We start from the raw sequence: 22,818 nt of genomic DNA, 5'->3' as shown, positions 1-22,818 counted from the left end.
GGGCAGGGGTTTCCTACAATGACAGACATGTTTGTTCACCTGCGCCTGCACACCGAATTTTCCGTCGTCGACGGGACCAACCGCGTTGACGACATCGTCAAGGCCGCCGCGGCGGATGGCCAGCCCGCGCTGGCCATCACCGACCTCAACAACCTGTTTGGCGCCATCAAGTTCTACAAGGCCGCGCGCTCGGCCGGCGTCAAGCCCGTGATGGGGGCCGAGGTCATGGTGCAGGGGCTGGCCAAGGACCCGCAACAGATCTCGCGCCTGGTGCTGCTGGTGCAAAGCCACCATGGCTACCTGAACCTGTGCGAGCTGCTGGCCCGCGGCTGGACGCAGAACGTGGTCAAGGCCCAGGCCGTGTGCCGGCCCGAGTGGTTGCAGGAGCTGGGCGAGGGCCTGATCGTGCTGGCTGGGGCCCAGGCCGGCCCGGTAGGCCAGGCGCTGGTGCAGGGCGACGAGGCCCAGGCGGGCGAGGCCGCGCTCAGGCTGGCGTCCATGTTCCCGCACCGCTTCTACATCGAGCTGCAGCGCGCGGGCCGCGCGGACGACGAGGCCCATGTGAGCGCCGCCGTGCAGCTGGCCGCGCGGCTCAAGCTGCCCGTGGTGGCCACGCACCCCGTGCAGTTCACGCTGGAAGACGACTACGAGGCGCACGAGGCGCGCGTGTGCATCTCTGAAGGCGAGATCCTGGGCAACCAGCGCCGCGTGCGCAAGTTCACGCGCGAGCAGTACTTCAAGTCGGCGGCGCAGATGCAGGCGCTGTTTGCCGATGTGCCCTCGGCCCTGGCCAACACGGTGGAGATTGCCCGGCGCTGCAACCTCACGCTGGCGCTGGGCAAGCCGCGGCTGCCCGACTACCCCACGCCCAATGGCATGCCCATCGAGGAGTACTTCCGGTTTTCGTCGCACGAGGGGCTGAAGGAGCGCATGCTGCGCCTGTACCCCGACGCGGCGGAGCGCGAGAAGCAGACGCCCCGCTACGTGGAGCGCCTGGAGTTCGAGATCAACACCATCCTGAAGATGGGCTTTCCCGGTTACTTCCTGATCGTGGGCGACTTCATCAACTGGGCCAAGACCCATGGCTGCCCCGTGGGGCCGGGTCGCGGCTCGGGCGCGGGTTCGCTGGTGGCCTATTCGCTCAAGATCACCGACCTGGACCCGCTGGAATACAACCTGCTGTTCGAGCGATTTCTCAACCCCGAGCGGGTGTCGATGCCCGACTTTGACATCGACTTCTGCCAGACCAACCGCAACCTGGTGATTGACTACGTCAAGTCCAAGTACGGCAAGGACGCGGTGAGCCAGATCGCCACCTTTGGCACCATGGCCGCGCGCGCCGCCATCCGTGACGTGGGCCGCGTGCTGGACATGAGCTACACCTTTTGCGACGGCATCAGCAAGCTCATTCCCAACAAGCCGGGCACGCACATCACCATCGACGGCGCGATCAAGGCCGAACCCCTCCTGGCCGAGCGGCTGGAGAAGGAAGACGACGTCAAGACCCTGATCGCGCTGGCGCAGAAGCTCGAAGGCATGACGCGCAACGTGGGCATGCACGCGGGCGGTGTGCTGATTGCGCCGGGCAAGCTCACCGACTTCACGCCGCTGTACCAGCAACCCGGCAGCGAATCGGCCGTGAGCCAGTACGACAAGGACGACGTGGAGGCCGCGGGCCTGGTCAAGTTCGACTTTCTGGGCCTGGCCACGCTGACCATCCTGGAGATCGCGCGCGAGTTCATCGTGCAGCGCCACAAGGGCCAGGAGAACTTTGCCTTTGAAGACATCCCGCTGGACGACGCGGCCACCTACCGGCTGTTCACCGACGGCAAGACCGAGGCCGTGTTCCAGTTTGAAAGCCGCGGCATGCAGGGCATGCTGCGCGACGCGCGGCCCACGCGGCTGGAGGACCTGATTGCGCTGAACGCGCTGTACCGCCCGGGCCCGATGGACCTGATCCCCAGCTTTGTGGCGCGCAAGCACGGGCGCGAAGAGGTGGAGTACCCGCACCCGGCGGTGGCCGGGATGCTCAGCGAGACCTACGGCATCATGGTCTACCAGGAGCAGGTGATGCAGACCGCGCAGATCCTGGGCGGCTACTCGCTGGGCGGCGCCGACCTGCTGCGCCGCGCCATGGGCAAGAAGAAGGCCGAGGAGATGGCCGAGCACCGCGAGAAATTCCGGGCCGGTGCCAAGGCCACGCACAACATCCCCCAGGCCAAGGCCGACGAAATCTTCGACCTGATGGAGAAGTTCGCGGGCTACGGCTTCAACAAGTCGCACGCCGCCGCCTACTCGCTGCTGGCCTACCACACGGGCTGGCTCAAGGTGCACTACACCGCCGAGTTCTTCTGCGCCAACATGACGGTGGAAATGGACAACACCGACAAGCTCAAGGTGCTGTTCGAGGACGCGCAGAAAAACTTTGGCCTGAGCTTTGAGCCGCCCGACGTGAACCGCGGCCGCCACCGCTTCGAGCCCATCTCCGACAAGGTGATCCGCTACGGCCTGGGCGCCGTCAAGGGCACGGGGCAGCAGGCCATCGAGGCCATCGTCAAGGCGCGCGAAGAGGGGAGGCCGTTCACCAGCCTGTATGACTTCTGCTGCCGCGTGGACCGCACGCGGCTGAACAAGCGCACGGTGGAGGCGTTGATCAAGGCCGGCGCGTTCGACTCCCTGCAGCTCAACCGCGCCTCGCTGGTGGCCTCCATCGACCGGGCCTTCGAGTTTGCCAACACCACCGAAGCCAATGCGCTGCAGACCGGCCTGTTCGACATGGGCGACTCGCATGCGGCCAGCACGCAGGAGCCGGATCTGGTCGAGGCCACGCCCTGGGGCGTGAAGGAGCGGCTGACCTATGAAAAAACGGCCGTGGGCTTTTACCTCTCGGGCCACCTGTTTGACGAGGTGGTGCTGGAAGTGCGGCGCTTTGCCAAACGCCAGATCGACGAGCTGATCGACACGCGCGAGCCGCAACTGCTGGCCGGCATCATCAGCGACTTTCGCGTCATCAACGGCCAGCGCGGCAAGCTGGCGCTGTTCAAGCTCGACGACAAATCGGCCACCATGGAAGCCACGGCCGACGAGGCCGTGATCAACGCCCACCGCCACCTGCTCAAGGATGACGAGCTGGTGATCGTCATGGCCAAGATGCAGCCGGACCGCTTTTCGGGAGGCTTTCGCCTCAACGTCAACCAGGTCTGGGACCTGGCCACCGCGCGCTGCCGTTTTGGCAAGTACCTCAAGGTGGCGGTCAACGGCAAGGCACCCGACATCGAGCGCCTGGTGCGCGAGTTTCCGCCGCGGCGCGAAATGAGCGAGCAGGGCGAGCTGGTGCGCGGCCTGCCGGTGCGGCTGGCCCTGCGCCGCGCCGAAGCCACGGCCGAACTGCAACTGGGCGAGGACGCCCGCTTCTTCCCCAGCGACGCCGCGCTGGCCAGCTGGATGGCGCAGGCCGACGCGGGGCAGGCGCAGATCGTCTACGAGGCGCCGCTCTAGCAGCCCAGCCCTGCGAAAGTCACGCGCCGCGCGTATGCTGGACTCTTCAAGGAGATCACCGCATGCGCTACACCGCTTTGGGCCAGACCGGCCTTTTTGTTTCTGAACTGTGCCTGGGCACCATGACCTTCGGCGGCGCCGAAGGCATGTGGGGCAAGATCGGCACGCTGCAGCAGGCCGAGGCCGAAACCCTGGTGGGCCAGGCGCTGGACGCGGGCCTGAACTTCATCGACACGGCCGACGTGTATGCCGGCGGCGCCTCGGAGCAGATCACCGGCCAGGCCCTGAAAAACCTCAAGGTGCCGCGCGACAGCGTGGTGCTGGCCACCAAGGTCTTTGGCGAAACCACCGGCGGGCCCAATGGCCGGGGCCTGTCGCGCAGCCACATCGTGGATGGCGTCAAGGCCAGCCTGAAACGCCTGCAGCTGGACCACATCGACCTGTACCAGCTGCACGGCTTTGACCCGGCCACGCCCATGCAGGAGACGCTGGAGGCGCTGGACCTGCTGGTGCGCCACGGCCACGTGCGCTACGTGGGCGTGTCCAACTGGGCGGCCTGGCAGATTGCCAAGGCACTGGGCCTGCAGCAGCGGCTGAACCTGGCGCGGTTTGCGTCGCTGCAGGCCTACTACACCGTGGCCAGCCGCGAGCTGGAGCGCGAGATCGTGCCCATGCTGCGCAGCGAAGGCGTGGGCCTGATGGTCTGGAGCCCGCTGGCCGGCGGCCTGCTCAGCGGCAAATACAGCCGCGAGATGGAAGCCGAAGCCGGCAGCCGGCGCGTGGCGTTTGACTTCCCGCCCGTGGACAAGGACCGCGCCTGGAAGTGCATCGACGTCATGCGCCCCATCGCCGAGGCCAAAGGCGCCAGCGTGGCGCAGGTGTCACTGGCCTGGCTGTTGCACCAGCCCTGCGTGAGCAGCGTCATCATCGGCGCCAAGCGGCCCGACCAGCTGGCCGACAACATTGCGGCGACGAAGTTGTCGTTGACGGCAGACGAGATGGCGCAGATCGACCAGGTCAGCCAGTTCCCGGCGGAGTACCCGGGCTGGATGTTTGAGCGCCAGGGCGAATACCGGCGCAACCAGATGGCGCAGGCGGTGAAGCAGCTTGGTGCAGTGGGCTGAGAGCCGCTACGCCCTCACTTTTGAATGAAAAGTGCCTGGAGTCCAGGAAGGGCGGTACTTTTCAGCTATCAAAAAGAGAGCGATTGGCCGGCAAAGCGTGCCGCGCGGTGTATGTGGCTGCGGGGTTTGACCGGCTTTTTATTTTGCTGAGGCGATGCAAGAATGTGCCAAACTTTCAATCGGGACAACTACTTGGCGCGGATTTGTATGACCAGTTTATCGAGCAGGGGTGGTTGTATAGAGCAGGTTTTGCTCTATACATTAAGTTATGCCTCTTAGAACCGTCGCTATCGCTCCAGCGCTGGCCGTCCCAAGTGAATCGGATATTGCATCGGTGCGCTTCGATGGCCGGAAGCTTTCAATAGAGATCGCCCGGGAGCCATTCGATGGCGATCGTTTTCGTGGCCTGCTGGTGACATTTCAGGAGGTCCAGGGTTTCCGCCTTCTCGATGAATCGGACTTGGCACGTTACTGGGCTTCTCCAGACTTTGTGCGCGGTCACCATGTGGTGCGTGTCGTGTCTGGCGGCTGGAGTGCCGAGGAGGATCAGCGGCAGGGTTATGAAGTTCGTCGCCGCGAATGGTTGGTCGTAACCGGGAATCGATGCCTGAATGTCTTCGCAAGCGAGGATCCTGACATTGAGGAAGGTACCTACGATGCCGAGGCATAACCTTTCATTCCGGCGGACGCCATGCGGCGCCGCTAAATGCAGACGTTAGGTTGCATGTGAAACGTAGATCACTCCTACTCAGCCTCGCCACTCTGCCATCGGCAGCGGTCGCCAGTGACTACGTCGAGGGAGATGTGTGGTCGTTCAAAGCGAGAGCCAACGAACCCAAGGCGAAGGTAGCCATCGCGCACATCGAACGGAACACGCCTGAAGGCGACGTTTACTTCCTTGACGTGAAGCTTCAACTTAAAGGTCCGCCAGGCCCTGCACTAGCCTACGGCTCAGTAGCGGTCACCAAGGGGTGTCTCGACGCGAGCGTCCTACAGAAGGTTGGAGCAGGAACAAGGTATCCATACCAGTCGGGCCGCGCTACGTGGACGGAGTCTTTGGAGAGGTACAAGGTTGGCGCCTACCGCAAGTCGCTTGCGGAGCTCGAGGAGCAATTGGAACGAACCGTCTTCCTCACCAAGTGGTAGCGAGCGGAAGCACCCTCTCAAACTGCGGACACCATGGGACTCTTGACCTTCAGCATCAACGTCACCCTGGACGGCTGCATCGACCACCAGGAAGGAATCGCCGACGACGAGACGCACGCCTTCTTCACCCGCCTCATGGACGAGGGCGGGGCGATGCTGTGGGGCCGCGTCACCTACGAGATGATGGAGAGCTACTGGCCAGCGGTCGCCCGCGGCGATGTGGAGGCGCCGCCAGCGATTCGCGAATGGGCGGTCAAGCTGGAGGCCAAGCCGAAATACGTGGTGTCCTCGATGCGCAAGGACTTCCCGTGGACCAACAGCCACCACATTGCAGGCGATCTGCGCTCGGGCATACAGAAGCTCAAGGACGCGACCCCCAACGGCGTTCTCCTGGGCAGCGGCAAGCTGGCGGCCGAACTGGACCGGCTCGATCTGATCGACGAGTATCAGTTGCTCGTCCACCCCAGGATCGCCGGCCACGGCCCGACCCTGTACGAGCGCGGGCTGCCCGGCACTCGGCGGCTCGAGTTGATCTCGGCAAAGCCGCTTCGCAACGGCGCGGTCGCCATGCACTACCGGCGCGCGCGCTGACCCCGGGATCAAACCTGGGCGCACACCTGGAGCATAGGTGCGGGAGAAGACAAACCGCAAGCTGGTCTCGATTCAGGATGTTCTGGCGTGTCCCATTGGACCGATCCCAAATCGCCGCACCAGCCTCATTGATGAATGAAAAGTGCCTGGAGTCCAGGCCCGGCGGCACTTCTACGCTATCAAAACAGGAGCGGCCTGCAGCACCATGCGGGTCCATGACACGTCTGTCCGCCCGAACAGGCCCGTGGTGCTGACCGAGCACAGCGGCACGAGGCCGTAGGGCCTGGCCGATTCGGCCAGCTCGGCGCCACTGACGTCGAACATGCGCCGGCCCTCGGGGATGGGGCCGTGGCGCAGGCTGAACGACAGGCGCCCGCCGGGTTTGACCATGGCAGCCAGAGCCGCCATGCCAATGCGGCGCTCATCGGCATCCAGGTGCATCCACACGGCGGTCAGCAGGATCAGGTCGTAGCGCTGGGGCCGGGCGATGGCCACAGGCAGAGCGGGCAGGCTGTCGTCGAGCCACTCGATGCCCAGCCCCGCGTGGGCCTGCTCACCGTAGGTCCGCAGCTCGGGCGTGGGCTCCAGGGCCGTGACGCGGTGCCCCTGGCGTGCCAGCGCAGCCGCGTCGCGGCCCGTGCCGGCCCCCACGTCCAGCACGTCCGATGGGGCCTGGGGGTACAGGTGCATCACCTCCGCGTGGACCTGCTCGAAGCTCAGGCTCTCATACTGCGTGATGAGGGCCGGTGCGGTTTCGCTGTAACCGGCGGTGGAGGGCATTGAAGGCATGCTGGGCGGCCCTGCAGGGGCAGTTTTAGATCAAAAGTGGCTGGAGTCCATAGCCGGCGGCCATTGTCTGCTATCAAAACAGAAGCAAACCAATGGTTTCAATCCTTGGGCCGGAACTCGAACTTGATGATCGGCGGCACCCGGCCGTCAATGTCGCGCGGCAGGGTTTCGGTCTTGTGAAGGGCCTTGACCACGGCGTCGTCCCAGGACTTCACGCCGCTGGACTTGATGATCTTGACGCCGACGATGGTGCCATCGGGCGCGGTGCGAACCTCGACCTCGGCCATGGGGTTGGTCGTGATGTCGTCGGTGAACACGATGTTGGGTTTGACCCGGGCGCGGACGCGGCCGCCATAGCTGCTGGACGGGCCGGAGGAATGCTGGGCGTTGCCCGTGGCATTGGGTGCGCCGGTGGCACCAGCCAAGCCGGCCATGCGCTTGAGGTTTTCCTGGCGCAGCACCTCGCGCTGTTTGGCTTCTTCCTGGGCCTGCCTGGCCTTGGCGGCGGCTTCCTGCTTTTTCTTTTCCTCGGCGGCTTTCTGGGCCAGTGCCTGCTTCTTGAGCTCTTCCTGGCGCTTCAGTTCTTCCTGCTTCTTGCGCGCCTCCAGCTGCTTCTGGCGCTCCAGTTCTTCCTGGCGCTTCTTGGCTTCGGCCAGCTGCTTCTGCTTTTCGCGCTCCAGCGCAATGTCGGCCTGGCTGGGCAGGGGCGCGGGCGGTGGGGGCGGGGCCTTGACCACCGGTGCCGGCGGGGGCGGCGCCGGCACCGGGGCGGGCCGCGGCGCGGCCTCCTTGGGCACGGCGGACCAGAGCTCGGCGTCCACCGACAGTTCCTGTGTGCTGCGCTTCCAGTTCACGCCCCAGGTCAGGGCCAGCAGCAGCAGCAGGTGCGCCACCACGGCCAGCACCACCGCGCGCAGAAAGCCCGGCGGCGGCGGCGGGGCAAACTCGAGGCGGTCGGCGGCGGCGTGCATGGGTCGGGTTACTTCGCCAGCTGGACCGACAGGCCCACGCGCTGCACGCCGGCCTGCTGCAGTTCGTCCATGACCTTGACCACGGCTTCGTACTTGACGTTGCGGTCGGCGCTGATGACCACGGCCGTGCTGCCGGCCTCGGTGCCGGTCTGCGCAAACTTGATGGCGGCCGCCATTTCCTTCAGGCCCATGCGCAGGGTCTTGTCCTTGATCTTGAGCTCCAGCGACTCGTCCTTGCCAATGACGATCTGCACCACCTGGTCGGGCTGGCGGGCCGCCTTGCCGATGCTGGGCAGGTTGATCATGCTGGGCGTGATCAGCGGCGCGGTGACCATGAAGATGATCAGCAGCACCAGCATCACGTCAATGAACGGGACCATGTTGATCTCGTTGATGGTGCGGCGGCCTCGGCCCCGGGAAGCAACGGCAGGCATGGGCGGCTCCTCTGGCGTCAGTGGCCGGACGGCGAGTGCGCGCCCAGGTTGCGTTGCAGGATGTTGGAGAACTCCTCGATGAAGGTCTCCAGCTTGATGGCCACGCGGTCAATGTCGCGGGCAAAGCGGTTGTAGGCCACCACGGCCGGGATGGCGGCAAACAGGCCAATGGCCGTGGCCACCAGCGCCTCGGCAATGCCGGGGGCCACCGTGGCCAGCGTGACCTGCTGCAGCGCGCCCAGCCCGATGAAGGCATGCATGATGCCCCACACGGTGCCAAACAGGCCAACGTAAGGCGAGACCGAGCCCACCGAGGCCAGGAACGACAGGTTGGTCTCCACCGCGTCCAGCTCGCGCTGGTAGCTCGCGCGCATGGCGCGGCGGGCCGCGTCCATGAGCGTATTGGCGTCGTTGACGCGGCGCTCGCGCAGCTTCTGGTATTCACGCATGCCGCTGGCAAAGATGCGTTCCATCGGGCCCGAGTTCTTGGCGTTCTGCGCGGCCGAGGCAAACAGGTCGTTGAGGCTGGTGCCGGACCAGAACTCGCGCTCGAACTCGTCGTTGAGCGACTTGACGCGCTTGAGCGCGAACAGCTTGCGGAAGATTGCCGCCCAGCTGGTGACCGAGACGGCCACCAGCAGCAGCATGACGAGTTGCACCACCAGGCTGGCGTTGAGCACAAGCTGGAGGATGGACAGGTCTTGGTTCATGTGAGCTTTTCCAGAATGTTGGCGGGAATTCTCGCAGGCCGCAGGGTGGCGGCGTCGACCCAGCCGATGCGGATCGTGCCCTCGCAGAGCAGCGCGTCACCGCGCAGGGCCCGCTGGGCAATTGTCAACGACGCGCGGCCTGATTCTGTGAGCGCGGCCGTAACAAGAAGTTCATCATCGAGCCGGGCGCTCAGGTGGTAGCGCAGCTGCGTCTCGCTGACCACGAACATGCCGCCGCTGGCCTCGCGCAGGGCCTGCTGGCCGATGCCCAGGGAGCGCAGCCACTCGGTGCGCGCGCGCTCGAAGAACTTGAGGTAGTTGGCGTAGAAGACGATGCCGCCGGCGTCGGTGTCTTCCCAATAGACCCGCACGGGCCATTGAAAGGCGGTGCCCGCCGTCATGCGAGCAGGGCCTTGAGCCGCGCCACGGATTCCTGCAGGTGGGCCATGGAGCTGGCGGTGGAGAAGCGCACGTAGCGCTCCATGTCGTTCTGGCCAAAATCGCGGCCCGGCGTGATGGCCACGTGGGCGCGGCGCATCACCTCGAATGAAAAGTCCCACGAGTCCTTGATGCCCAGCCGCGCGCAGGCCTGCGAGCAGTCGGCCCAGGCGTAGAAGGCGCCGTCGGGCATGACGGGCACCGTGAGGCCCAGCGCGTTGAGCTGGGGAATGAACCAGTCGCGCCGGGCCTTGAACTCGGCGCGGCGGCGCTCGTACTCGGCGATGCTCTCGGGCTCAAAGCAGGCCAGCGCGGCGTGCTGCGACACGGTGCTGGGGCAGATGAACAGGTTCTGCGCCAGCCGCTCGACCACGGGCACAAGCTCATCGGGCACCACCAGCCAGCCCAGGCGCCAGCCCGTCATGTTGAAGTACTTGGAAAAGCTGTTGATGCTGATGACCTGGTCGTCAATGCCCAGCGCCGTGTGGCCAAACGCGTCGTCGTGGCTCAGGCCGAGGTAGATCTCGTCCAGCAGGGTGACGCCGCCGCGGCTGCTCACCAGCTGGTGGATGCGGCGCAGCTCGTCCGGGTGGATCGAGGTGCCCGTGGGGTTGGAGGGCGAGGCCAGCAGCACCCCGCGCGTGGCCGGGCCCCAGGCCGCCTCCACCTTGGCGGCGCTGAGCTGGAAGCGCTCCTGCGCGGTGGTGGGGACCAGCACGGCCTGGCCATCAGCGGCACTCACAAAATGCCGGTTGCAGGGGTAGCTCGGGTCGGGCATGAGGATTTCGTCGCCCGCCTCGATCAGGGCCAGGCAGGCCAGCTGCAGCGCGGCCGATGCGCCCGCAGTGACCACGATGCGCCGCGCCGGCACCGTGACCCCAAAGCGGGTTTGGTACCAGGCGCTGATGCGCTCGCGCAGCGGCTCCAGGCCCGTGGCCTGGGTGTACTGCGTGGTGCCGTCGCGCACGGCGCGGGCCGCGGCCTCCTGGACCCGCGGGGGCGCGGTGAAATCGGGCTCGCCGATGTTCAGGAAGATCATGGGCCGGTCGCTGTGCGCGACCTCGCGCGCCAGCACCCCGGCGGCCTTGGCCACTTCCATGACGTAGAACGGTTCAATGCGCTGCGCGCGGCGTGACACTCTCATCCGCGGGCTTTTCCCGAGGCCTTGTCGGCGCTGACTTCGGTGGTGCGCAGCGAGGGCGCCAGGCCATTGAGCACGGCGTTGACGTACTTGTGGCCATCGGTGCCGCCAAACTCCTTGGCCAGCTCGATGCATTCGTTGATCACCACGCGCCAGGGCACGTCGGGGCAGTGGCGGAACTCGTAGGCCCCGATCCACATCACGCTGTGCTCGATGGGGGAAATCTCGGCCATCTTGCGGTCCAGCAGCGGCACGATCAGCGCGTCAAGGTCGGCAGCTTCCTGGATGCAGCCGTGCAGCAGCGCGTCGTAGTGGGCCGAGTCGGCCTTGTGGAAGCCGGCCAGGTCGCGCGTGAACGCGTCAATGGCGGTGGCCTCGTTGCCGCCCACCAGGTGCTGGTAGAGCGCCTGCAGCGCGAACTCGCGGGCCCGGCTGCGGTTGGATTTGGCGGCGGCCTTGCGCGCGCCCGTGGCGGTGAGGCCGGTGCGCGACTGGCGGGCCGGGCGCGCGTCGGCGGGCTTGGAGTCTTCGGTCATGAGAGGTCGTCCAGCAGGCGGGCCATTTCGACCGCCACGCGGGCTGCGTCGCGGCCCTTGTCGGTCTGGCGGGCCACGGCTTGCTCAAGGTTTTCGGTGGTGAGGATGGCGTTGGCCACGGGCAGCTGGTAGTCCAGGCCGATGCGGGTCACGCCCGCGCCCGACTCATTGGCCACCAGCTCGAAGTGGTAGGTCTCGCCGCGGATGATGCAGCCCAGCGCGATCAGGGCGTCGTATTTGTCTTTTTCGGCCATGGCCTGCAGGGCCAGGGGCACCTCCAGCGCGCCGGGCACGCGCACATGGGTGATGTTTTTTTCTTCCACGCCCAGCGCCGCGAGTTCGGCCAGGCAGGCCCGGGCCAGTGCGTCGGTGATGCCTTCGTTGAAGCGGGCCTGCACGATGCCAATGCGCAGCCGCTTGCCGTCAAGCCGGTCTGCCGTTCCCTTGTCTGCGCCGAACATGAATGGTCCTTGGTGTTGTATGGGGTGGATGTTCAGGGGGCGACGTGGGCGATGATTTCAAGCCCGTAGCCGGCCATGCTGGGCATGCGGCGCGGGTTGCCCAGCAGGTTCATCTTGTGGACCCCGCATTCGCGCAGGATCTGCGCGCCGATGCCGTAGGTGCGCAGGTCCATGCGGCCACGCTCGGGCGCCTGGGCCGCGCGGGCCGTGCCTTCAAACTGCGCGAGCAGCTGGGCGGCGCTTTCGCCGCAGTTCAGGAACACCGCCACGCCCTTGCCCTCGGTGGCAATGTGCCGCAGGCTGGCGTCCAGGCCCCAGGAGTGCATGGCGCGGTTGACTTCAAGCGCGTCCAGCACCGACAGGGGTTCGTGCACGCGCACGGGCACCGTGTCGCCGGCCTGCCACTGGCCCCGCACCAGCGCCAGGTGCAGGCCCTGGCTGGGCTTGTCCTTGAAGGCATGGGCCGTGAACGGGCCGAACGCGGTTTCGATGACCCGCTCGCCAATCTTCTCGACCAGCGATTCATGGCGGCTGCGGTGCTCGATGAGGTCGGCAATGGTGCCGATCTTCAGGCCATGTTCGGCCGCGAACAGCTGCAGGTCGGGCAGGCGGGCCATGGTGCCATCGTCCTTCATGATCTCGCAGATCACGGCAGCGGGCGAGCAGCCCGCCATGGCCGAGAGGTCGCAGCCGGCCTCGGTATGACCTGCGCGCATCAGCACCCCGCCATCGACCGCCTGCAACGGGAAGATGTGGCCGGGTTGCACCAGGTCGTCGGCCACGGCGTTGCGGGCCACGGCGGCCTGCACGGTGCGCGCCCGGTCGGCCGCGGAAATGCCGGTGGTCACGCCTTCGGCGGCTTCAATCGACACCGTGAACGCGGTGGCGTGCTTGGTGCCGTTGCGCGTGGCCATGGGCGGCAGGCGCAGGCGCTCGCAGCGCTCGCGCGTGAGCGTGAGGCAGATCAGGCCGCGGCCGTAGCGGGCCATGAAGTTGATGGCGTCGGCCGTGACGTGGTCAGCGGCCAGAACGAGGTCGCCTTCGTTCTCGCGGTCTTCCTCGTCCACAAGGATCACCATGCGGCCGGCGCGCATGTCGGCAACGATGTCCTCCACGGGGGAGATGGCAACGGGGGAGGGGGCGGTCATGGCTTGGCTTTCGGCAGGGGAGGGTCGGCGCTGAGCATGCGCTCGACGTAGCGCGCGATCAGGTCGATTTCGAGGTTGACGGCGCTGCCCGTGCGCAGCGCGCCCAGCGCCGTGTGGTGCACGGTGTGGGGGATCAGGTTGATGCTGGCTTCGGTGCCATCGGCTTGGTCGGCAATGCGGTTGACGGTCAGGCTCACGCCGTTGATGGTGATGGAGCCCTTGTAGGCCAGGAACTTGCCCAGGGCCTTGGGCGCCAGCACCCGCAGTTCCCAGCTCTCGCCGGCCTGCGCAAAATGCGTGACGGTGCCGGTGCCATCGACATGGCCCGAAACGATGTGCCCGCCCAGGCGGTCGTGCGCGCGCAAGGCTTTTTCAAGGTTGATGGGGCCGGTCTGCGTGAGGCCGGCGGTTTTGTCCAGCGACTCGGCCGAAATGTCGATGGTGAAACTGCGGCTGGCGGGTTCCAGGGTGGTGACGGTCATGCAGGCGCCGTTGAGCGCAATGCTGTCACCGAGGCCGACGTCGTCGAGGTAGCCGGCCGGCGCTTCAATGGTGAGGCGCTTGCCATGCTGTAAAGAGCTTCCCAGGTCGTGGATGGCGGCGATGCGCCCCACGCCGGTGATGATTCCGGTGAACATCCCGCCATTTTCGCAGGGATTGACCGCAAAGGCTGGGGCAAACCCTTAAAAGCTGTCGCGCCCGGGTATTCGGGCCACGATGCGCAGGTCGGGCCCGACCGGTTCGCAGGACCGGAATGCCAGCGGCACGGCCTGATCCAGCGCCCGCAGCGGGCCAAAACTGGCCATGTCGCGGCCCTGGCCGATCAGCATGGGGGCGAGGTAGACCAGGAACTCGTCCACCAGCCCCTCGCGCACCAGGGAGCCGTTGAGCTTGTGGCCCGCCTCCACGTGCAGTTCATTGATTTCCCGGGCCGCCAGGTCGGCCAGCATGGCCTTGAGGTCCACCTTGCCGCCAGCGCCGGGCAGCACCACCACGGTGGCCCCGCGCGCCTGCAGCGCGGCCTGGCGAGCAGCGTCTGGCTGCGCGGCGTAAATGATCACCGCGCGGCCAGGCGTGAACAGTCGGGCGTCTGGCGGGGTCTCAAGCCGGCTGTCCACCACCACAACCCGGGGCTGCCGCGGCGTGTCCACCAGGCGCACGTCGAGTTGGGGGTTGTCATCCCGCACGGTGCCAATGCCGGTAAGCACGGCGCACGACCGCGCGCGCCAGGCGTGGCCGTCGGCGCGGGCCGCTGGCGAAGTGATCCACTGGCTGCTGCCGTTGTCCAGCGCAGTCTTGCCATCCAGCGACGCCGCCACCTTCATGCGCACCCACGGTGTCTTGCGGATCATGCGGCTGAAAAAACCGATGTTGAGTTCACGCGACTCGGCGGCGCCGGGCCCCACCTCCACCTCAATGCCCGCGGCCCGCAGCCGCGCAAAGCCCTGGCCCGAGACCAGCGGGTTGGGGTCGGCAATGGACGCCACCACCTTCTTGATGCCCGCGGCAATCAGCGCGTCGCAGCAGGGGCCGGTGCGGCCATGGTGCGAGCAGGGCTCCAGCGTCACATGGGCCGTGGCGCCCCGAACGTCATGGCCGCGCGCCGCGGCATCGCGCAGCGCCATGATTTCGGCATGCGGGCCGCCGGCTTGCTGGGTGTGACCCTGGCCAATGCAGACGCCCTGGGCATCCAGGAGGATGCAGCCGACGCGGGGGTTGGGACTGGAGGAGCGAAGGGCTTGGGCGGCCAGTTGCCTCAAGGCCGGAAGGCAATTCATCGCAATGCCGAGGCTAGATCGGCCGTCCAATCACAGTTCACAGCCGGGGTTGCTGATCGGATCGCAAATAACTGCACGCCCAACAAGTGAAATCCTGATGTATTTCTTGCGGCCAGTTAACGTTGATTGAAATACTACAGATCCTGAACTGCTACTGCCGATGGTTGCGGTAAACCCATTTGGGTTGTAGCCAATTTGTGATTTGCTTGATCCTTCACCAGTGCCAGTCAAAGTGACAATTGCAATATCTTCAGCGAGAGGTTCGCGGACAGAAATCAATGTGTCGGACGCCGAGTCGAAGGTGCCGTTCCCATTCAGGTCGATGAAGACACGCCATCCCGTGCGCCAGTCGCTGGACGACATGGGTTCCACCACCGTCTGCCGATTTGTTTTGAGTGCGGTAGACCGGGCCTGCAAGGTGGATGCCATGAGGTCGGAGGCAGCATTGCTAACGGCCTGATTCGCAGCGATGGTCCGCATGGATGGCATGGCCACAGAAGCCAGCACGGCGACGATGGCCAGCGTCACCAGCAACTCGATCAGTGTGAAGCCTTGTGAACGCGATGAGTGGCTCATGATGGCCAGCATGTGGTGTTGGTGGTCGTTCGGGTGGTGGACACCGAACAGCCCTTGCGCCCATCGCTGTCAAGAAAGAAGTAGTCGATCGACGAATCGGGCTTGACCGGCGTGGCTCGAAGTTCGATGCATTGATCGGTGTCAGTGCTTCCTGGCGCGGTGCAGGCGCGCGCCTCCATCTTGCAAGCACTGTTGGCCAATGAGTCACCGGAATAAGCTTTTGTTTTCGCGGTCGCGGCACCAATTGTGAATGGTGCATATTTGTTGTACTGCGTTGCGTAGCGCTCCTGCTGCTGCATCGATTGGAACAATCCACTGCGGCACTCCGCCCTGCGGCCTTTGGCGATCTGGCTCGCATAGAGCGGATACGCGACTGCCGCCAGGATGCCGACGATGGCCACCGTGATCATCAGTTCAATCAGGCTGAATCCTCGTTCCCGGAAATCATGGCGGTGGGTCATTTGGTTACTCCCTGAAATTACGGATTTCTCGCCAGCTCATGCGCCCAGAAGGAATTGCCGGACCGTTGATGGCGGTGGTCGAGCTTGACACATTGCCCGCATCGGTAATTTTAGTTCCTGTAGATAGCGCGGCCGACTTGATGGAAGTCAGTCGCCTGCCTGTGGCGTTTCGGGGCTTGTAGGAGTCATACGAACTGGTGTCTTCGATCAACACCACATTGGGGCGGCTCAGCAAGCCGGCAGTCGATGTTTCAAAGTCACAGGCCTGAAGGCCATACAGGCTGGTCACACAGAGCTGGCGACCTGAACCGTCGCCCGAGCAACCACCATCTGGAATGGTGGTGTTGATCAAGGCGACGTCGCCAAACTTGGCGCCTTCCACGGCGACTCTTTCACGGCTGGCAGGAAGATCCACGAACCAGCCTCGGTATGTGCTCGAACTGCCGTCACCAAAAGCAAAGGTGTCACTGCCTGAGAGTGTGGTTGTTGCTGTACCCACAGTCATGGTTCTTTGGAAAAGCTTGCTACGGCCAATTTGATAGTCAGCATCAGCCGTTGCCAGTCGATCCCAGACACCGTAGACCGACTGCACGTCTACATTGTCAGCATCTGAGGGTTCAATAAACTTCCCGGTTCCGAACACGACCATTTTCCCTTTGATGTAGCCGGCGAATATCTGTGGAGAGGTTGTGACAGGCTGGCGCTTTCCGAGGCCGTCTTTGGCAACGAACATGGGAACAGGGGATCCACCCGAGACTTTGACAGCACTGGCGGCATTGGTGGAGTCCAGGCCGTTGTCAAACGAGAAGCGCCACATATTCCCCTGGAGATCGCCGGAATAGAAGAGCACACCTTCCCCGAGCGCACCAGACGAGATTCCCGGATTGGAAAGCCCCGTCGGGGTCGTGAGCTCAGTAGGGGCGGCAAGCACGACTTTGAAGTAGTTGGTGCCATTTGCCCATGCGGCATTCGGGGCTTTGTCTAGACTCAGGAAGAACAGAGCCTGCTTGCCGGTGAGGCTGTAGTAGCCATCGTTCACGTAGTTGTTGTAGCCACTGCCGACCACCACAAACCACTTGTAGGTTGGGGTTCCGCTCCCGGCCATCCGCATTTTTACAATCTTGGGTTGGCTGAGGATGTTACCCATGTCGGGATCATCACGGTCCGTGAACTCGAACATCACGTTGCTCTCGTTGAAAGTCGTGGGGGTTGTCACGTCCAACACAAAGATGCCCTGTGCTCCACCGCCCATACCCGACGCGAGCACGGTTTTCCAGCTGCTCCCAATCTGGGCCTCTGAAACCGTAGGCACCCCATCCACATAAGGACGATGCGAGTAATTCGGGTCGGTCAGCTTGTTCAGGTTCTCGGCCACCGCACGGGGAATGTAGGCGAACATCTCCTTGCCATCGGTGGCCTGGAAGCCGTGCAACATCCCGTCATTGGCTCCAACATAAATCATCGCAGCCCGTGAAGTAACACTGGAGGCAAATGCGCTGTAGCCTGAGCCGCTGATATCCGGGTCAGCCCCTTGTTTGAAGATGGGCCCCGAATTGATGACGTCGCCCATGATGTTCAGACGGCGACGCAGGAAGCCACCAGTGGAATTCTGCTCGTTGTCCCGAACGCCTCGAATCCAGTTGATCCGCGCATCGGCATTGGAGTCAGTGGCATTGGTGGTGGCATTCTTGTTGAGCGCCGCCAGAACAGCGGCATCCAAACTTCCCTTGTTGGCCACGGTAAATGCCTGACCCGTGGTCACGGAAACGCCTCTGGACAGGGTGAATATCTTCCGATCCGCTGGTTTGACCTGGGGGCCGGCGGCCGCCGTGGCCGTTCCCAGCACTGAAGAGTCCGTCAAGATTTTCCCTGCATCCCATTTGACGCCGGCCAAGGCTTCAATCTTCCCGGTTGCCGTATTGAATTTGAGGCCCGACCGTTGAACTGTCCCTGACCAATCCCTGCTGTCAAACCGAGGGGAAAAGAGGTCGCCATTGGGTTCCTGGGTCGTGAACCGCTGGGAACTCAGCGAAGACACGGATACCGCGCCTTTCTCGGAGGTGGCAGCCCGGAAGAATTTCTTGATGCCATCGAGCAGCTTTTGAGCCTGGCTGGCAATCACGTAGCCGCCGGGGGTGTTGGGCGCGCTTTCATCTTCCCATTCGGCGTTCGTTGGAGTCCCCCCCCCGGAGGTCTTGAACGGGTTGCCATCCAGGTTTGCGTCATTGAACCATCCGTACTTGCCCGCCAGATAGAAGGTGCTGTTGCGTGGCTTGATGCCGCGCGGGTTGGTGTCCTCGATATCGCCATTGCCTCCTTCGTCCACGTCGATGGTGAAAGTCTTGACACGCACGTCGCGCATGCTCTTCCCGGCTTTGGTGTCCAGGCGAATCGGCTGGGTATTGGCCCAATAGGCAGCACCCGCCCAGTAGTAGGCGCCTTCACAGCAGCCGCCGTTTTTGCCTTCGAGGTTGCTATTGGCGGATCGGGGATTCGGGTTGCCCAATGTATTCTGAGCCCGGCCCAGGGCGTCAGTGTAGGACCTGCTTACGCCGGTTTCGAAACCTGTGATCAGTGCCGTCCAATCGACGGCATTGAAATTCTTGGTCGCGTCACCCAGCAGAGGCTCCACGGCGCGAGCCGGCTGGCCGGCAGTCACCAACGCACTGCTGGCGCCTGTGCCATGGCCAGGCAGGTTTCTGTCCTGGTGGGTGTTGACGTCGCCAATGGTCAGGATGAAGTTGCGGCGTTGACAGGAGTTTTGAACCGGGTCAACCCAACCCGCGAGGGTTTTGGGGGACGCCGCTGCAGTCCCGTAGATCGGGAATCCGTCGTAGAACGTGGTGGTCATGTTCGCCAGGGAAGAGGGCGTTGGCCCCAAGCCCTGGAAGTACCGCAGCGTTTCGTAATACAACTCGCCAACCGGGTCGTTCTCTTTGTATTTGCCCAGCACGCCGGTCGTCCCGAACTTGTTGAGGTAGTTGATCACACCGCTGATCGCAAAAGTTGGCGACACACCCATTGGATCCGTGAGGAAAACACCGTTGTTGACGTTCCACTCGGGTTGGGTATTGGTCTGCATGATGCCTGCGCTATCACGGTACTCCGGGCCTGTGAAGTGCATGGGTGCCCGCAAGACGCCGCCATTGCGACCATTGCCATCCTCGGCCACATAGCCAAAGGCAGCCACCCGGGCACTCTCGGCATTGAGCTGGATTTGCCCCACGGGTTTGTAGTTGCCGTCAGGATAACGGCGGCAAACATCGGGACGTTGCGTGGCGGACGCACCGTCGCACACTCTGACCCGCGCATACATGATGCCGGGCTTGGAGCCCGTTACCGTGTACTGATCCTTGTCAAGATTGAAGACGTAGTAGGCCGTTTCAGTCGTGTATGACTTGTAGACTTTTTGTTGGCTATGGACGGCGTAGATCGTCACCACCTGGAGTTGCTCGTAAACCGTCCGCGAACCGGAGATTTTCCCGCGGTAGTCGAATGCCGCAAAGGGTCCGCTGTTGCAGTCGCTGCTGGATACGCTCTGCAGATTGCCGGAACTGTCCAACTCGCCACCGAAGTTGGCCGCACTGGTGGAATTCGTGCTCCGGCAGACATTGATGGAACTGGAACTGTAGGTGAAAGTTCGGTAAGGGGCCGAGGGGGCGATGGTCGAAAAGGTTCTTTGCCCGGATAGCGGTACGGTTGAAGTACCCAGGATCACCGTGGGTTCCGGAGAGGTTGGCGCCACAGTCGTTGTGTTGCCAGTTGGGAGATACGCCGTGTACAGGTAAGTCGTCGCTGTGGAGTAGTCGGGCGGCACGACAGTGCTGGTTCCGGAGCCCAGCAAGGTGTAGTTGTAAGTCTGAATGGGACCGCTAGATGGGGCAACCGAAGTGGTGTTGCTGGAAATACTCCAGGTGGTCGTGACGAACACAACAGTACCGCCAGGGGGGGCCGTTGGTGCTGGGCCACCGGCAGTGACCACGACGGTGGAGGTCGCCGACGGGTCGGCCACGCGCGCGTTCAGGTTGCCATGGTCGGACGGATTGGTGCAACTGGTGGACGAAATGCCGCTGCCGAACCACACCCTGTCCAGACACGAGCCGCCCCAGACGTCGCCTGTCCCTGCAAAAACAGGCGTCACCTTTCCACGGTAGGTAGCGGGAATGACGCGTGAGCGGAACTGGGCGTTGTTCAGGTTCCAGTCATTGCGAAGATAGGCTCGCTCAAGCACCGTGTAGTCGATCGTTGCAGTTCCGCTCCCAGTACTCACGGTGTACCCGCCGTCTACCACCCGATTGCCGCCTGTCAGCGCCAGCCGCAACAGGTCAATTGATGATGTAGCGACGTAATTCAGTGCATTGCCGCTCCAGCCGCTGCCGGCACCTGCGGTGTTGCAGTAGCCGGTGGCGTCTACGGGGCCGGTGCGATAGAAGTACTCGCCGCTGATGGGAGCGCCGGGGGTGGTATCCCTGTACTCGTAACACGCCTTGTGGTCCCAGTAACCCACATATTCCTTGCTATGGTTGTAGGTGTAGCTGGTATCGCGGTAGGCCGAGCCTACCGTTGGCCATTCCACCGACAGGGCGAGTGCGATATTGACGGCCTGGGCATTGACCGCGACAGGGCCAATACTCAGATCCACCGCAGGCATGGGGGGCGATATCTGGGCCGTCCCGCTAAGGACCAGCGCAGCCGCCGTGATGACAATTCCGCGATAAAGCCAGCGCGGACGAGGCAGAAAATTGAGATTCATCCCAGCGCTCCTGTGGCACACCTGTTGGAAAGTAGCGGCTTGACAAAGACGCCCTCGAGCATGACTTGTGTTTCTTTTGACGCTCCATACCCGATTGCGTAAACACGGTAGGCATTTCGGGTTTCGAATTGACGCTTGCCGCCGTCGTAAGGCACAACCGCTGGCAGCGCAGACTGCACAATGATGTATTTGGGCTTCAGCGCCGGGGCGCCAAAGGTGCCGGTTTGCAACGAGTCGGCTCGGTCAGTGAATTCCCCGTAGTTGACATAGGCCCGGGAAGCGGAGGTGTCGTTCCAGTTCACCGCTTTGTACATGGGGGTGGTTGCCGGGAGAGCGGGATTGGGGCCGCAGAACCCACGCGAATCGGCGTTTGAACTGCATCCGGCATCCGCCGCGATTTGCGGCGTCCCAAATTTGCAACCTCGTGCAGTCATCGGGTCCATGATGTCCAGTTCGGCGTCGTTGAGCGCGAGCTCGGCGGCCTGAAAGGCGATCTGCCTGTCACGGTCATTCCGTGAAATGCGCTCGCCCAACAGAGTCGTTCGGGCGGAAATGATGGCGACGGCCGTCGCAATCGACAGCATGATCAGTACGAAAACGATGGCGATGCCCTTTTGGGCTGCCTTGCGTCGAATGACATAATGAGGCTTGTGAATAGGCGTCATGGCTAGAAGCTGTTACGCAGCATGAAGGTGGTGGCATAAGCGCGCCGCAGGCGGCCATCGGCCGGGGGAGTGAATGACAGTCCGGTTTCGGGACTGGTGCCAACAAATTCCTGGCCCAACGGATAGAGAATGTTGTCTGCTGCGGTGACCGCAGTTCCTTGCGAACTGCCAGGAGGGCCACGCAATACAAAGCCAACACGTACGGCCCTAACGGCCATCCAATTGGTAACGTTTTGCGCACTCACCCATCGGTTGGGTAGTGAGTCCCCATTGGTGTCCACGCCATACATGACCTGGAAGGTTTCAACCCCCCTGATGACCGTCTGGGAGTTCCGGACGGGGCCCCCAGGCGCAGTAACACTGCCCCTGGACACGCATGCCAGCTCCGGCTCATTGTTCGTTGTGGTCACCCAGAACAAACTGACACCCAAATCGGTAGTGCTTTGCGAACTGGGTTGCGCGACGCCCTGGCAGTCGATAACGGATCCATCGGGTTGGAGAGGGTCGTTAGCAAGACTTGATCCGGAATAGGTCACTCCGAGCGTGTCACTCAGATTCACCCCCCCATTGTTTGTGGCCCCAAAGCTGTCCACGTTGGTCACTGAGGTAACCTTCGAATTGTTGAACCCGATGATGGGACAGGGGGGGCTAGAACCAAGGCAGTTGGCCGGATAAATGCGGCCCCCTGGCGCGGAGGCATCTGTTCCGCTAGGCAGGTACTCCTGGTATCCCGCAATGCGAAGCGCCTGTCCGATCGTCTCAAATGCGTAGCGAGCGTTGTCATTCATCTGTTGACCGGCGTCAACAGTTTTATAGCTGGAGTTGATCACGCCATACAGCGACACGGTGGCCAATGTCACCAAGCTCATCAACACAATGGAAACAAGCAACTCCACCAAGGTCAAGCCCTGCTGAAGCAGAGCAATTCCTCGCTTAGAACGATTGAATTGGGAAGGGGTTTGGTTTGAATTCATGGCACAGCAAAGTCCCGGAGGTTCCCCATGACGGGCACAACGATGCGCGGCTTGTCGTCGGTAAACAGCGTTTCGCCCTTGTCATTCTTGGCGCGCCAGCCGATCTTCACGACCACAAGGTCCCCAGTGTTGTCGCAGCCACCCCATTCGAGTTCGCCGCTGGCGTCACGGGGCTCGGCATCCCGGCAAACCTCGGCGCGGCCGGACGGAAGTGCTACCTTGACACGCGCACGCCAATCTTCTTTGAGTGCCTGGGACAATTGAACGGGGGTGCATGTCACCGTCGAGCCATTGCAGGCCGACGGGTTGGGGCTGGCAATGGGGTTGGCGGTGTCCAGGAAAAAAGTGCTTGTGCCTTCGGACGTGGTTTCAATCGCGCTGGGAAATGACTGCATCATTTCGCCGTATTCGCGGGCCAGTGCCACTGCCGTCGCCGAAGAGCTCGCGAACTGGTTGGAGCGCAGGGTCGCCATCTGAAGGCCCGCAGCCCCCAACAACCCGAAGGCGAAGATGACCAGGGAGACCAAGACTTCAATCAGGGACAAGCCACGCTGGTAGCCGGGGTTGCTGAAATTTCGCATATCCGGACTGTAATGGGGCAGAAAGGCGCCACCAGCCCTCGAC

21 protein-coding genes are annotated in these 22,818 nt (G+C 63.5%); 4 read left to right on the top strand and 17 right to left on the bottom strand.

The window, feature by feature from the left end; translation table 11 throughout:
* The first annotated feature begins 27 nt into the window (after positions 1 to 27).
* The 4 genes from dnaE (at position 28) to KF796_15660 (ending at position 6,359) form a co-directional block, all read left to right on the top strand.
* Positions 28 to 3,498 carry a DNA polymerase III subunit alpha gene (gene dnaE / locus KF796_15675; GenBank protein MBX3588074.1) on the top strand — a complete coding sequence of 1,157 codons (3,471 nt, stop codon included), beginning with the start codon at positions 28 to 30 and terminating at the stop codon, positions 3,496 to 3,498.
* A gap of 62 nt (positions 3,499 to 3,560) precedes the next feature.
* Positions 3,561 to 4,622, top strand: a complete 1,062-nt coding sequence (locus tag KF796_15670; GenBank protein MBX3588073.1) for an aldo/keto reductase — start codon at positions 3,561 to 3,563, stop codon at positions 4,620 to 4,622.
* A gap of 268 nt (positions 4,623 to 4,890) precedes the next feature.
* Positions 4,891 to 5,292 carry a hypothetical protein gene (locus tag KF796_15665; protein MBX3588072.1) on the top strand — a complete coding sequence of 134 codons (402 nt, stop codon included), beginning with the start codon at positions 4,891 to 4,893 and terminating at the stop codon, positions 5,290 to 5,292.
* Positions 5,293 to 5,801: 509 nt separating this feature from the next.
* Positions 5,802 to 6,359 carry a dihydrofolate reductase family protein gene (locus KF796_15660; GenBank protein ID MBX3588071.1) on the top strand — a complete coding sequence of 186 codons (558 nt, stop codon included), beginning with the start codon at positions 5,802 to 5,804 and terminating at the stop codon, positions 6,357 to 6,359.
* A gap of 171 nt (positions 6,360 to 6,530) precedes the next feature.
* Here the strand turns inward: KF796_15660 and KF796_15655 are convergent, their stop codons facing one another.
* The 17 genes from KF796_15655 to pilV form a co-directional block, all read right to left on the bottom strand.
* Entirely contained in the window at positions 6,531 to 7,148 is a 618-nt protein-coding gene (locus tag KF796_15655; GenBank protein ID MBX3588070.1) for a class I SAM-dependent methyltransferase, read from the bottom strand.
* A gap of 98 nt (positions 7,149 to 7,246) precedes the next feature.
* Positions 7,247 to 8,119, bottom strand: a complete 873-nt coding sequence (gene tolA / locus KF796_15650) for a cell envelope integrity protein TolA (protein MBX3588069.1) — start codon at positions 8,117 to 8,119, stop codon at positions 7,247 to 7,249.
* Positions 8,120 to 8,127: 8 nt separating this feature from the next.
* Positions 8,128 to 8,553 carry a biopolymer transporter ExbD gene (locus tag KF796_15645; protein ID MBX3588068.1) on the bottom strand — a complete coding sequence of 142 codons (426 nt, stop codon included), beginning with the start codon at positions 8,551 to 8,553 and terminating at the stop codon, positions 8,128 to 8,130.
* A gap of 17 nt (positions 8,554 to 8,570) precedes the next feature.
* Positions 8,571 to 9,263, bottom strand: a complete 693-nt coding sequence (gene tolQ, locus KF796_15640) for a protein TolQ (protein ID MBX3588067.1) — start codon at positions 9,261 to 9,263, stop codon at positions 8,571 to 8,573.
* Positions 9,260 to 9,664 (bottom strand): tol-pal system-associated acyl-CoA thioesterase, encoded by a 405-nt coding sequence (gene ybgC, locus KF796_15635; GenBank protein ID MBX3588066.1) that lies wholly within the window; start codon positions 9,662 to 9,664, stop codon positions 9,260 to 9,262. Before ybgC ends, tolQ begins: the two co-directional genes overlap by 4 nt.
* Complete coding sequence (locus KF796_15630) at positions 9,661 to 10,845, bottom strand: pyridoxal phosphate-dependent aminotransferase (protein MBX3588065.1); 1,185 nt, start codon at positions 10,843 to 10,845, stop codon at positions 9,661 to 9,663. Before KF796_15630 ends, ybgC begins: the two co-directional genes overlap by 4 nt.
* Positions 10,842 to 11,378 carry a transcription antitermination factor NusB gene (nusB, locus tag KF796_15625; protein ID MBX3588064.1) on the bottom strand — a complete coding sequence of 179 codons (537 nt, stop codon included), beginning with the start codon at positions 11,376 to 11,378 and terminating at the stop codon, positions 10,842 to 10,844. Before nusB ends, KF796_15630 begins: the two co-directional genes overlap by 4 nt.
* Complete coding sequence (locus KF796_15620; protein MBX3588063.1) at positions 11,375 to 11,839, bottom strand: 6,7-dimethyl-8-ribityllumazine synthase; 465 nt, start codon at positions 11,837 to 11,839, stop codon at positions 11,375 to 11,377. The genes nusB and KF796_15620 overlap by 4 nt, the downstream gene beginning before the upstream one ends.
* 32 nt (positions 11,840 to 11,871) lie before the next feature.
* Positions 11,872 to 12,987: a 3,4-dihydroxy-2-butanone-4-phosphate synthase gene (gene ribB / locus KF796_15615; protein MBX3588062.1), complete on the bottom strand. Its 1,116-nt coding sequence runs from the start codon at positions 12,985 to 12,987 to the stop codon at positions 11,872 to 11,874.
* Positions 12,984 to 13,625: a riboflavin synthase gene (locus KF796_15610; protein MBX3588061.1), complete on the bottom strand. Its 642-nt coding sequence runs from the start codon at positions 13,623 to 13,625 to the stop codon at positions 12,984 to 12,986. Before KF796_15610 ends, ribB begins: the two co-directional genes overlap by 4 nt.
* 45 nt (positions 13,626 to 13,670) lie before the next feature.
* Positions 13,671 to 14,765, bottom strand: a complete 1,095-nt coding sequence (ribD, locus tag KF796_15605) for a bifunctional diaminohydroxyphosphoribosylaminopyrimidine deaminase/5-amino-6-(5-phosphoribosylamino)uracil reductase RibD (protein ID MBX3588060.1) — start codon at positions 14,763 to 14,765, stop codon at positions 13,671 to 13,673.
* A 30-nt stretch (positions 14,766 to 14,795) separates the two neighbouring features.
* Positions 14,796 to 15,353 (bottom strand): GspH/FimT family pseudopilin, encoded by a 558-nt coding sequence (locus KF796_15600; GenBank protein ID MBX3588059.1) that lies wholly within the window; start codon positions 15,351 to 15,353, stop codon positions 14,796 to 14,798.
* A complete protein-coding gene (locus tag KF796_15595; protein ID MBX3588058.1) occupies positions 15,338 to 15,802 on the bottom strand; it encodes a prepilin-type N-terminal cleavage/methylation domain-containing protein in 465 nt (154 codons plus the stop codon). The genes KF796_15600 and KF796_15595 overlap by 16 nt, the downstream gene beginning before the upstream one ends.
* 4 nt (positions 15,803 to 15,806) lie before the next feature.
* Complete coding sequence (locus KF796_15590) at positions 15,807 to 20,555, bottom strand: hypothetical protein (protein ID MBX3588057.1); 4,749 nt, start codon at positions 20,553 to 20,555, stop codon at positions 15,807 to 15,809.
* A complete protein-coding gene (locus tag KF796_15585) occupies positions 20,552 to 21,220 on the bottom strand; it encodes a hypothetical protein (GenBank protein MBX3588056.1) in 669 nt (222 codons plus the stop codon). The genes KF796_15590 and KF796_15585 overlap by 4 nt, the downstream gene beginning before the upstream one ends.
* Before the next feature lie 2 nt (positions 21,221 to 21,222).
* Entirely contained in the window at positions 21,223 to 22,194 is a 972-nt protein-coding gene (locus tag KF796_15580) for a PilW family protein (protein ID MBX3588055.1), read from the bottom strand.
* On the bottom strand, positions 22,191 to 22,775 hold the full coding sequence (gene pilV / locus KF796_15575) for a type IV pilus modification protein PilV (GenBank protein ID MBX3588054.1): 585 nt from the start codon (positions 22,773 to 22,775) through the stop codon (positions 22,191 to 22,193). Before pilV ends, KF796_15580 begins: the two co-directional genes overlap by 4 nt.
* Between the last annotated feature and the right edge of the window lie 43 nt (positions 22,776 to 22,818).

Origin of the sequence: Ramlibacter sp. (genome assembly GCA_019635435.1) — a bacterium.
GTDB lineage: Bacteria > Pseudomonadota > Gammaproteobacteria > Burkholderiales > Burkholderiaceae_C > JAHBZM01.
This window is presented reverse-complemented; position numbering and strand designations above follow the sequence as displayed.